An 11,456-nucleotide genomic window follows, 5' to 3' on the forward strand; every position below is an offset into this window, starting at 1 on the left:
TTTAGGCTAAAGAGTCTTGAAAACAGCGGCAGCCTGCTCGACGCAAATCGCATGGCGGCGAGCCAGGGCCGACTGATCGCGATCATAGCCACCGCCAATTACCGTGGCGATGGGAACGCCGACTCTCGCCGCTAAATTCAATACGCAACGATCGCGCTCGGCAATGCCCCGTAATGAAATGTTGAGTAAGCCCAAGGGATCGCCTTCAAACACATCCACACCGGCATCATACAAAACCAAATCCGGCTTAAATTGCAGCAACAAGTCGCTAAAGGTATCTGCCACCACGGCCAAATAGGCATCGTCGCCCATGCCAACCTGCAAGTTAACATCTAGATCACTGCGCGCTTTGCGCACCGGAAAATTTTTCTCACAGTGAATTGAGCAGGTAAAAACCCCTGGCTCCTGCTCGAGAATACGCGCTGTACCATCGCCCTGATGTACGTCCACATCAAAAATAAGAATGCGCTTGAGTTGGGTGTAGCGCAACAACGCCAACGCACTAATGGCCAAATCATTAAAAATGCAAAAGCCCGAGGCAAAGTCTCGGTGAGCATGGTGAGTACCGCCAGCCAAATGGCAAGCAACGCCAAACTTTAATGCTAGATGCGCCGCCAACAGCGTTCCAGCGGGTGATATGCAGGTGCGCCGCACCAGGCCTTCACTCCAGGGCAAGCCCATGCGTCGCGCCTGTTCTGGGGTAAAGCGCCCATCAATAAAGTCACTGACGTAATTAGCACAATGCGCCAACTGGATGAGTTCTGCTTTACAGCGCCCCGGCCGAAAGGTATTTTCAGATCCAGCTAGGCCCTGTTCCCGTAGGTAACGGTGTAATAAATCAAACTTATCCATCGGGAAGCGGTGCTTCGCCGGAAAGGGGTAACTATAGGCGGGGTGTGTCACTAACGGTACGAGCATAGGCGTGTACATATGGCTAAAAATTTTCGAGCACAATAAAACAACGTTTTGCGACGCAGAAGCTCAGGGCGAGCCAGCGCAGCAATCCAGCTATCTAACCGGCTCATTTATTGTATTGATCTTACATGAATTGACTGTAATAGCCTCTTACCACCATCTTAACTACTAGGAGTTACCGTGATTCCAAGAACCGTTTACGAGCCCGAACACGAATTATTCCGCGATAGTGTGCGCAAATTTCTACAAGCAGAAGCGGTACCTTTTCACGCCGAGTGGGAAAAACAAGGCCATGTGGATCGCGACATCTGGCGCAAAGCCGGTGCGCAGGGATTTCTCTCGCCAACCGCACCTGAAGCCTACGGCGGAGTAGCCGTGGATTTTCGCTATAACGCCATCGTCGATGAGGAAATTGCCGGCCTCGGCCTCACCGGTATTGGCTGGGGTTTACATTCAGATATTGCCGTGCCTTATATCTACCACTACGGCAGCGACGTATTAAAACAAAAATACCTACCCGGTTGCATCAGTGGCGACATCATAACCGCCATCGCCATGACCGAACCCGGCACTGGATCTGACTTACAAGCGGTAAAAACCACGGCCATTTTGCACGACGACCACTACCTATTAAACGGCTCGAAAACCTTCATTACCAACGGTCAATTAGCAGACCTAGTTGTCGTCGTTGTGAAAACAGATCCTAGCGCCGGCGCCTCAGGCACGAGCCTACTGTTGGTTGATGCAAATAGCCCAGGCTTTACCAAAGGTAAGAATCTTGAAAAAGTTGGCATGAAAGCCCAAGACACCTCGGAACTATTTTTTCAAGATGTGAAAGTACCTAAAGAAAATCTACTTGGCGCCAGTGGCCAAGGCTTCGTCTACCTTATGCAAGAGTTACCGCAAGAGCGCTTATCGGTTGCGATTAACGCCATGGCCTCGGCACAAGCGGTGTTACAACACACGATTAACTACGTAAAGGAGCGCAAGGCCTTCGGTAAAACCATTGCCTCGTTTCAAAACACGCAATTTGTTTTAGCGGGTTTAAGTGCCGAAGTTTCAGCCCTACAAGTCTTTGTCGACCGATGTTTAGAGCTGCATATCAACGGCAAGCTCGATGCCACCACCGCGGCAAAAGCCAAGTTGCTGGCAACCGATTTGCAGTGCAAAGTAGCCGACGAGTGCATGCAACTGCACGGCGGTTACGGCTACATGTGGGAATACCCCGTAGCGCGCGCTTGGGCCGATGCCCGCGTTCAGAAAATTTATGCCGGCACCAACGAAATTATGAAGCTCATAATCGCGCGCGATCTTTTGGGCAAATAATACCATTGCAATCATGCACCCAGATGTTGCGCTACCCATTGTTGCAATTGCGGCAAGGGTAGCGCACCAGACATGCGCGCGACTTCTTTGCCGTCTTTAAACAGCATCAGCGTAGGAATAGATCGAATACCATAGCGCGCCCCCGCCGCCTGTTGCGCCTCGGTATCCACTTTTAAACAGCGAATATGGGGTTCAGCGCGTTGCGCAAACTCAGCGTAAGTAGGCGCAAAGGAAATGCAAGGGCCACACCAAGGCGCCCAAAAATCCACCAGCACTGGCACGCCAGAATTTCCGATGTGGCGCGCTAATCCACTATCGCTGACGGCTACCGGACGCGCTTGCATTAATCGCTGTTTACATTTTGCGCATGCCGGATTTTCAGCTAATCGCGCCGCCTGGAATTGATTAATCGTTTCACAATCTGGGCAAACTAATCGTATTTTGTCAGTCATGTTATGCTCTCCCTAATCAGGACATTGGGCCACAAGCGTGGAAAATCAAGCACCACAAAAACACCGAACCCAACCAAGCCGCGCAGGCCAAACCCTGTATTTAGTGCTAGGCTTTAGTTGTGTGGGTTTGGCAGCCTTGGGCGCAGCACTCCCATTACTACCCACCACACCGTTTGTATTATTAGCCGCGGGCTGTTTCGCTCGCTCTTCTGAACGTTGGCACAATTGGTTGGTCGGCACTCGTCTCTTTGGGCCGCTGTTGAAAAACTGGCAACACAATCGCTGCATTGATAAAAATGTAAAACGTATCGCCTTAGGCTCCATACTGATTTTTGGCACCAGCTCCTTAATCATTCTGCCATCCGTTACGGTGCGTGTCATAGGCTTCATGTTGTTGCTCATTGGGTATATTGTGGTGCTGCGCTTAAAGACCTGCCCTGACTGCGAACTCTAGTGCACTGAGAAGAGCGTGATAGGTAATTTTGTATAAAAGGACCGTACAATAAATGATGACCGTAGGAATATTTCTATTCAATCAGGTGGAGCTCTTAGATTTCGCCGGCCCCTATGAAGTCTTTACCACAGCATCCCGTGTCGCGCAGCGCAACCAACAAAACCCTGGGTTTAAGGTCGTTACCCTCAGTAAAAACAGAAACCCCGTTATCGCCCGTGCGGGCCTAACGCTTCAGGCAGATTACAGCCTTAAAGATCATCCACATCTAGACCTTCTACTCATTCCCGGCGGCGTAGTCGACGAACCACTAAACGATGCTGGGTTTATAGCCTGGCTTACTAGCCAACGTGCGAAAACAAAAACCATTGGTAGTATTTGTACCGGCGCATTTCTGCTCGCCAAGGCTGGCCTGTTAGACGGCTTAGACGCAACAACACACTGGGAAGATATAGAACAATTACGCGAACATTTTCCAGCGGTCAGCGTATTAACCAACCAACGCTTTGTCGACCACGACCACACCATTACCTCAGCGGGCATAGCCGCCGGCATCGATATGAGCCTGCACCTAGTTGCGAGGCTTAACGACACAAGGTTGGCTGAGTTGACCGCCAAACAAATGGAATACCCATGGCAACCAGCGGTGCGAGGAGATGAATATGGCTTATAACGAAGCCCTTGCCAATCGAGTAAGAACCTACCTAACCCATCACCCAAGCTATGAAGAGAAAAAGATGTTCGGTGGGCTAGCAATGATGCTCAATGGCAACATGTGTTGTGGTGTCGTGGGTGAAGAGCTAATGGCGCGAGTCGGACCAGACCGATACGAAGATAGCCTTAGGGTAGAATACGTGCGCCAAATGGATTTTACCGGCAAGCCACTCAGGGGCATGGTTTACATAGCGGCCGCAGGCGTCAGCAAAGAAGACGAGTTAGCTATCTGGGTTGGTTTAAGTGAAGCTTTCGCGCTGAGCTTACCGCCAAAGTAGCGAATAGTTTCTCAAAAAATATTTTCATTACCCTCTTGCGCCGCCAAAAAGAAGGCATATATTTATAGGTGCCAACAACATGTTGGTAACAAAAGGCGCAGTAAAAAAAACCTGACGCCTTTCTGCCTATCCAGGAGATAGAAATGGCTAAAACCCCGAGTGGCAATAAAGCGGCTCCAACTGCTGTTTCAAAGGTTCCCGCTAAGCCTGCAAAACCAGCTGCTGGCAAAGTAGCAACCCCTGCAAAAAGTGCACCTGCTAAAAAGGGCAAGTAAATCCCCAGCGGTTTAACCGCGCACTAGATGTAGAGGTGAGGTACAACTTACTTTGCCTCTATTTCACCCGCTCAGACCATCAACGCCAAAATTTCAGACCGGTTTCGATCAGCGCTAGAGATAGGGCATCTAATAGCCGTCCTATTCAGCCAAATCATTCAACGCTAATATTAATCACCTGTTCGCTACCATCGGGATTTTTAACCAATAACGGTAGTATCTGGCCTGCCTCCCGCCCCATGAGAAGCTTAGCTTTACGGGCTGAGCATCCAGATATTTTAAAGCCATCAATGGCAATGGCTTTCTGCCCCGCCACTAGCCCAGCTTTTTACGCAGCTGACTGTTCAACGACATTTTTTACATTAAATTCAATGAGCTCAGGACTAAAAAAGCCATCGACAGAAACTTCAGCCTCTATCCCAACACCTCCACTCGCGAGCGCAGTGCCTGTTGCAAGTAATAGAACGATCAACGCCACAACCCTATGTTTAAACAGACGTCTATCCTTGTCGGTCCAATAGCATAGAAAACAAGTCCAGAAAAAATATTGCGCTCGATACTAGTATGTAAAAGAGTTCAGCGGCAGATTGGCACGATATTCTTTGCGTACAATTTGCCAAGCAAATTCAAAAAAACGATGTACCAAGCTGTCCAGTGGAGGCGTAGCCGTAACGGTGCTCGAACGCCCTGGCATTCATTTTTAGTTAACCGTAATGTTACCGTTATTTATTTGCTTAACTACGGTGTAGGGCAATACGACTGTGTCAGCGGCTACACTAAACACGCCATCTATTACCACGAAAGGAACACCATTGAACTTAGCGCCTAGATTTTCGGTTTCACTCGGCTCGCTATTTAACAGACAAATGAAGTAAGAGGCACCACTATATACTCTTGGAATTTCTTCGCAGTAACTTTTACTGCCCCTATGACTAATGTCAATTTGATCATTCTCTGGATTCAGAGTTTTTACAGTTCCGCATGAAACACAGAATAAAGAGATAAATAATATATAAGCTATTGTTTTCAAATGTAACTCCTTCGGTGACTAAATGCATAACGCCGACGACAAGGGCGAGGCGCGATTAGCGCCGAGTCCAGCAGCGATAGCTGCGACTTGGCCACCCTTGTTAAGTGCCTAAACTTATTAAAAATCTAGTAATGCCAGTAAACATACCACACCCATAACTACACCTAAATTCTTCAACGCTTTTCTCCGATAATCTCCTCCCTCAAATGTGAGCCCATTCGGCACCCATAATGCGTTGGAAAAGTTGAATGATGTAAAATGGTTTTTTTTAACTACCTCTAAATTCCGGTTATCGAGCGCTTTTGAGAAAAAATAGATACTCTTAATTAGGCACGGAAGACCGACAACCACGGTCATTATGAGAAGAATTGAACCAAGTATGATGTTTAATATTTCCACGGGGTGCACTTAACATTATAATTCTGTGCCGGCTCGTTTTGCTCGCTGGCGTCTAAATCAACATTTGTAAACTATTGATTTGGTTGTTTAATTTTGGCGAATCATAGCATGACTTAAACCAAGCGTGCGCGCACAGTAGGCTGAACACGTGGTCTCAGCATCCTTTTTTAAATTTTGTAACTGATTGTTTTATATAGGTTTATTTTTCAAGACAGGGGAAAACCGTACCGGCACGGTTTGTTTTCGAGCCAGTATTCTTGCGAAATTAAGATTATCTGTATAAAAACACATTGAAGTGCCAACAGGAGGCTTAAATGTGACTGGCTCTTTTTTGAGCCAATTTTACTGGGTAAAACATACCTTCCGTTAGAATAGAAAGATTCATTTACGCTAACAATTGGAATCTTCCCATTGTGGCTATACGAGAAAACGTCAACTGCCCTTCTTCAAAGCCTCCCGCTCTGATTTCTTCAAGCCTGCAACAATTAACTCATAGGAGTCATCCACCAATTGACACACTAACGGCCAAGGCAAGGAGCCATCTAGGTAAACGGAGTTCCAGTGTTTTTTATTCATGTGGTAGCCGGGTTTTACTGCGGGGTACTCGGCTCTTAATAGCTCCGCCTGAAAGGGATCGCATTTTAAATTGAGGTACATGGGGTCTTCTTTCCACGCGAGCAATGCGAACATCTTTCCACACACCCGATAGACAATAACATCTGGCCCGAAGGGCATATCATCGGTAGCGGCCACATGATCTAAAAGCAGTGTTTGAATTTTCTCTAAACTAATATTTTCAGCCACAACTCCCTCCAGTATTTCCAAGTCCGTTTTAGCTCTTGCTCTCGCTTGTAGCTTACGGCTTGCAGCTCGCCGCCCCTCCTGTAAGCTGTAAACTTTTCTACAAACTGTTAACTTAGCCTTGCTGTTTCAAAAACGCTGCTGCCGTCGACATATATTGATCCCGCACGCTTTCGGTCTCATTGATCAACTGGTGCCGCGCCTCACCTAACCACAACAAGCTCATATTGCGCAGTTTTTGCTCCAATACCGGAATATTAAAACGCCAGTCGACAGTGCTATCTTCTTTGCCCTGTACAATCAGCGTAGGCACAGTGAGGCATTTATCGGCGCTGTCAACTAACTGCCTTAGCCAGGCCTTCATTGCGGTTACCCAACGCACCGACAGGATATGACTTTGCAGAGGGTCGTGACGCAAGAAGCGCAGGAAGCTTTCGTCGTGGGAATTGAGCGCAAATTCGCGTCTTAATTGGGTGACAAAGGGTTTTAACAAGAGGTGTAAATACTGACCCGAGCGCCAACCGCGCGGGCGCACCAGCGGTGCCAGCAAGACTTGGGCGTCGAAAAAGTTTTTCTCGATACCGGCTTGTTTTTTATCGAGCTGATTTTTCAACAACACAGCGCAGCCCGTGCTTTGCGCAAACGCGAACTTCGGGCCAGTGAGCTGCAAGCTTTTACTGGCCTCGAGCACTGTATCCAAGGCCAGACTGTAGGTGTAGAAATCATCGATCACCGCCGGCTCACCGCCAGATAAGCCATGGCCCGGTAAATCAAAGGTAATCACCGCGTAGTTATTTTCAAGACCAAAGGCGATGGCATTGGCAAATAGGCCCACGTGATCATAGTAACCGTGCAGCACGTATAAACTACCCACAGGGTTTTCCGGCAGCCAGTAGTGCACAGCCAGCTCCACCACGTCTTGTTTGCCCTTCGGAAAGTGCCTTTCCTTTCTACCGGAGCGCTCAGGTAGAGACAAAAAGCCAAAGCCATGAAAGGCCTGCGAATCAAATTGATCTAGACCATAGAAGGCTTCATAGTGCTTTTCGGCAGCCGTTTGCTCACGCGCGCTATCTTGGCCACGATGAAAATAGATAGGGTTAGACTGGTTCAATAACGCTTCAATGGCCGCGCGAATAGCGTCTGCGTCGGCATCGATTATCTTTTTTGTTTTGTTAAATCGTTTCATCAATAAAAACGGCAGCCGAAGCTGCCGTTAGGTCCCAACCTTAGTTGACTTTGGGATCTAAACTGCCATTTTCGTAACGCTTATACATGGCTTCTAGGTCGATTACTTTGATCTTAGAGGCTTGGCCTGCAGTACCGAAGGCTTGATAGCGGTCGATACAGATATCGCGCATGGCTTCGGTGGTTTTGGCCAAGAACTTACGCGGGTCAAATTCCTTCGGATTTTCAGCCAAGAATTTACGCACGGCACCGGTAGACGATAACCGTAAATCCGTGTCGATGTTAACCTTGCGCACGCCGTGCTTAATGCCTTCGCAAATTTGCTCGATGGGCACGCCGTAAGTTTCTGGCATATCGCCGCCGAACTGATTGATAATTTTCAACCACTCCTGCGGTACCGATGACGAACCATGCATCACTAAGTGAGTATTGGGGATGCGGGCGTGGATCGCCTTAATGCGATTGATATCTAAAATATCGCCCGTGGGTGGACGAGTGAACTTGTAAGCTCCGTGTGAAGTACCGCAGGCAATAGCTAGGGCATCCACTTTAGTGGCGCGCACAAAGTCAGCCGCCTCTTCTGGATCGGTCAGCATCTGATCATGAGTAAGTTTACAGTCGGCGCCCACGCCATCTTCTTCGCCGGCATCGCCAGTTTCCAATGAGCCTAAACAGCCCAACTCACCTTCAACCGATACACCACACGCATGAGCCATGGCCACCGCTTGCTGGGTAACGCGCACGTTGTAGTCATAATCTGCGGGTGTTTTGCCATCTTCTTTCAAAGAGCCGTCCATCATTACGGAGGAAAAGCCCAGCTGAATGGAACGCTGGCAAATGGCCGGTGAGGTGCCGTGGTCTTGGTGCATACACACGGGAATGTGCGGAAACTCTTCGATCGCCGCTAAAATCATATGGCGCAGGAATGGGGCTCCGGCGTATTTACGCGCTCCGGCAGAGGCTTGAACAATCACCGGTGAATCGGTTTTGTCGGCCGCTTCCATGATGGCGCGCATTTGTTCGAGGTTATTCACGTTGAACGCCGGTACACCGTAATTGTGTTCGGCAGCGTGATCCAGCAGCTGACGCAAGCTAATCAAAGCCATGAGGTTATCCTTCTCTTTTCTCTTGCAGGCTACTGTCAGTAGGCCCGCTCTCGTTTAAGTGTAGTGCCGGTTTTCCGGTCTGTTCTACAGGGGGCGCTCTTTGGCGCTTAGATCAATTTTGTTGTTGGCTATTCTAGCACTTAAGCCGACAACACTGGCGGACATTCCTGCCCTGCCAGCGCTGTCATTGGGCAATTTGGCCGGCAACGCTAGCGGTGTTTTTTACGCTGCCAGCGCTGTCATAGGCCATGCTAGGTGCAATCAGCCCTTGGCGCGCGCCTCGAGCATCGCCACGGCTGGCAATACCTTACCCTCAACATATTCGAGGAAGGCGCCACCACCGGTGGAAATGTAAGACACTTGATCGGCAATGCCGTACTTGTCCACCGCCGCCAAGGTGTCGCCGCCGCCGGCAATGGAGAAGGCATCAGACTCGGCAATGGCTTTGGCTAAGGCTTTGGTGCCCTCGCCAAACTGGTCGAATTCGAATACGCCCACAGGGCCATTCCAAATAATGGTTTTCGCGCCTTTGATAATGTCAGCCAATTGGGCGCTGGTTTTGGCGCCTATGTCGAAGATCATGTCGTCGTCTGCCACGGCATCGGCAGCTTTTTCGGTGGCTACGGCAGTTTCGCTAAACGCCTTACCCGTCACCACGTCCACGGGTACGGGAATGTGGGTTTTGGCCATCAGCGCTTTGGCGGTGTCGATCAAATCGTGCTCGCACAAAGACTTACCCACAGGCTTACCGCTGGCCGCCAAGAAGGTGTTGGCGATACCACCGCCAACGATCAACTGATCCACTTTGTCGGATAAGGTTTCCAGCACGGTGAGCTTGGTGGATACTTTCGAACCACCCACAATCGCCACAAAGGGCCGCGCTGGGTTGGCTAATGCTTTTTCTAGCGCATTTAATTCTGCCGACAATAACGGGCCGGCACAGGCGATGGGCGCGAACTTCGCCACACCGTGGGTAGACGCTTGCGCGCGGTGCGCGGTACCGAAGGCGTCCATGACAAATACATCGCACAAACTGGCGTAAGCTTTAGCCAGCTCGTCGGTGTCTTTACCTTCGCCCACGTTGAAGCGCACGTTTTCTAATAGCACCACCTGACCGGCCGCCACCTCGAAACCGGCCTGCCAATCTTTGATCACGGGCACTGCGCAACCTAATAAACCGGCGAGATGTTCAGCCACTGGCTTGAGCGATGAAGCTTCATCGAACACACCTTCATCGGGACGGCCCAAATGCGACATTAACATCACCTTGGCGCCCGCTTTGATTGCCGACTCGATAGTGGGCAGTGCGGCGCGAATGCGTGCATCGCTGGTAACTTTGCCATTTTTAATCGGCACGTTGAGGTCCTCGCGAATGAGTACCCGCTTGCCCTTTAAATCTACATCCTGCATCAGCGTTACAGCCATGGTGCATTCTCCTTAATAAAATATAAAAGTTTTCGAATTCTTTTTAGTTGCTTTAGCGAGCAGAACCTAAAATTTATGTGCCCAGAAACTCGCGGTATCGAGCATGCGATTGGCAAAGCCCCACTCGTTATCAAACCAGGTCAGCACTTTAATGTGGTGCCTACCGGCAACCCGCGTTTGGCCGCCATCGACAATGCCCGAGCGGCTATCGTGGTTAAAATCCCAGCTGGCGAGCAGTTCATCGGTATAACCCAACACCTGATCAAACTCTTGCTCGGCGGCAGTTTTTAATAAGGTATTGATAGCACTGGCACTGGTGGGCTGCAGCACTACCAAATTTAAATCAATGGCGGAGACATTCACCACCGGCACGCGCATCGCTTGGGCTTCAAACTTGCCCGCCAGCGACGGCAGTAAGCGATCGATACCGCGTGCCAAGCCCGTATCCACTGGAATAATCGACTGAAACGCCGAGCGAGTTTTGCGTAGATCGGTATGGTGATACGCATCAATCACCGGCTGATCATTCATAGCCGAGTGAATGGTGGTAAGCATGCCCGATTGAATGCCGAGGGCGCGATCGAGCACGTGAATCACCGGCACAATACAGTTAGTGGAGCAACTCGCATTGGATACGATGGTCTCTACACCGGTTAACGCTTTGTGATTGAAGCCATACACGATGGTGGCGTCTACATCGCTTGTCGCGGGGTGCGAAAACAACAAATGTTTAGCGCCGGCGTCAATATGTTTTTGCGCTGTAGCGCGATCGCTAAAGGTTCCCGTGCACTCTAAGACGAGATCGATATCGAGCTCAGCCCAGGGCAAAGCGCTTGGATCTTGCTCGTGCAATAAATCGATAGACCAGTGCGCGATATCGATTTTTTTTTCACTGTGCAACACCACCGGGCCGGCGAAGCGGCCGTGGGTGGAGTCGTAGCGCGTGAGATGTGCAATGGTGGCGCCATCGGCCAGTTCGTTGATCGCCACTATGTCGAGATTGGTGGCGCGCCCCGCTAGCTGCGCTTCAAATAACGCGCGCAGCACTGAGCGGCCAATACGGCCGTAGCCGTTAATAGCAACCCTGACGGTCATAGCA

Annotated in this window: 13 protein-coding genes; 4 read left to right on the forward strand and 9 right to left on the reverse strand. The window is 49.9% G+C overall.

The genetic code is table 11. From position 1 onward, the window contains the following. Positions 1 to 6: 6 nt before the first annotated feature. Entirely contained in the window at positions 7 to 918 is a 912-nt protein-coding gene (locus tag ACGHTT_RS18055) for a histone deacetylase (protein ID WP_390592383.1), read from the reverse strand. Between the two features lie 177 nt (positions 919 to 1,095). Here ACGHTT_RS18055 and ACGHTT_RS18060 point away from each other — a divergent pair, with 177 nt between their 5' ends. Next, complete coding sequence (locus ACGHTT_RS18060; RefSeq protein ID WP_390592384.1) at positions 1,096 to 2,241, forward strand: acyl-CoA dehydrogenase family protein; 1,146 nt, start codon at positions 1,096 to 1,098, stop codon at positions 2,239 to 2,241. Between the two features lie 11 nt (positions 2,242 to 2,252). Here ACGHTT_RS18060 and trxC read toward each other — a convergent pair whose 3' ends face one another. Further along, entirely contained in the window at positions 2,253 to 2,693 is a 441-nt protein-coding gene (gene trxC / locus ACGHTT_RS18065) for a thioredoxin TrxC (protein ID WP_390592386.1), read from the reverse strand. Positions 2,694 to 2,730: 37 nt separating this feature from the next. On the opposite strand from trxC, the gene ACGHTT_RS18070 reads away from it, so the two are divergent. From ACGHTT_RS18070 to ACGHTT_RS18080, 3 genes are read left to right on the forward strand one after another with little or no spacing between them, the layout of a single operon-like run. Beyond that, complete coding sequence (locus tag ACGHTT_RS18070; RefSeq protein ID WP_390592387.1) at positions 2,731 to 3,147, forward strand: YbaN family protein; 417 nt, start codon at positions 2,731 to 2,733, stop codon at positions 3,145 to 3,147. Between the two features lie 52 nt (positions 3,148 to 3,199). Further along, positions 3,200 to 3,817, forward strand: coding sequence for a DJ-1/PfpI family protein (locus ACGHTT_RS18075; RefSeq protein ID WP_390592389.1), 618 nt, complete (start codon positions 3,200 to 3,202; stop codon positions 3,815 to 3,817). Continuing rightward, on the forward strand, positions 3,807 to 4,136 hold the full coding sequence (locus ACGHTT_RS18080) for a TfoX/Sxy family protein (RefSeq protein ID WP_390592390.1): 330 nt from the start codon (positions 3,807 to 3,809) through the stop codon (positions 4,134 to 4,136). The genes ACGHTT_RS18075 and ACGHTT_RS18080 overlap by 11 nt, the downstream gene beginning before the upstream one ends. A 429-nt stretch (positions 4,137 to 4,565) precedes the next feature. On the opposite strand, the gene ACGHTT_RS18085 is transcribed toward ACGHTT_RS18080, so the two are convergent. The 7 genes from ACGHTT_RS18085 to ACGHTT_RS18115 form a co-directional block, all read right to left on the reverse strand. Further along, entirely contained in the window at positions 4,566 to 4,727 is a 162-nt protein-coding gene (locus ACGHTT_RS18085; protein WP_390592391.1) for a hypothetical protein, read from the reverse strand. Between the two features lie 384 nt (positions 4,728 to 5,111). Further along, positions 5,112 to 5,441: a YceK/YidQ family lipoprotein gene (locus tag ACGHTT_RS18090; protein ID WP_390592392.1), complete on the reverse strand. Its 330-nt coding sequence runs from the start codon at positions 5,439 to 5,441 to the stop codon at positions 5,112 to 5,114. A gap of 831 nt (positions 5,442 to 6,272) precedes the next feature. Continuing rightward, on the reverse strand, positions 6,273 to 6,644 hold the full coding sequence (locus tag ACGHTT_RS18095) for an MmcQ/YjbR family DNA-binding protein (RefSeq protein ID WP_390592393.1): 372 nt from the start codon (positions 6,642 to 6,644) through the stop codon (positions 6,273 to 6,275). A 112-nt stretch (positions 6,645 to 6,756) separates the two neighbouring features. Next, positions 6,757 to 7,827 carry an alpha/beta fold hydrolase gene (locus ACGHTT_RS18100; protein ID WP_390592396.1) on the reverse strand — a complete coding sequence of 357 codons (1,071 nt, stop codon included), beginning with the start codon at positions 7,825 to 7,827 and terminating at the stop codon, positions 6,757 to 6,759. Between the two features lie 40 nt (positions 7,828 to 7,867). Next, positions 7,868 to 8,932 carry a class II fructose-bisphosphate aldolase gene (gene fba, locus ACGHTT_RS18105; protein ID WP_390592398.1) on the reverse strand — a complete coding sequence of 355 codons (1,065 nt, stop codon included), beginning with the start codon at positions 8,930 to 8,932 and terminating at the stop codon, positions 7,868 to 7,870. A 261-nt stretch (positions 8,933 to 9,193) separates the two neighbouring features. After that, on the reverse strand, positions 9,194 to 10,357 hold the full coding sequence (locus tag ACGHTT_RS18110; protein WP_390592399.1) for a phosphoglycerate kinase: 1,164 nt from the start codon (positions 10,355 to 10,357) through the stop codon (positions 9,194 to 9,196). A gap of 66 nt (positions 10,358 to 10,423) precedes the next feature. Continuing rightward, entirely contained in the window at positions 10,424 to 11,452 is a 1,029-nt protein-coding gene (locus ACGHTT_RS18115; protein ID WP_390592401.1) for a type I glyceraldehyde-3-phosphate dehydrogenase, read from the reverse strand. Positions 11,453 to 11,456 lie beyond the last annotated feature (4 nt).

The organism is Simiduia litorea (genome assembly GCF_042853465.1).
In the GTDB taxonomy this organism is placed as follows: Bacteria; Pseudomonadota; Gammaproteobacteria; order Pseudomonadales; family Cellvibrionaceae; genus Simiduia; species Simiduia litorea.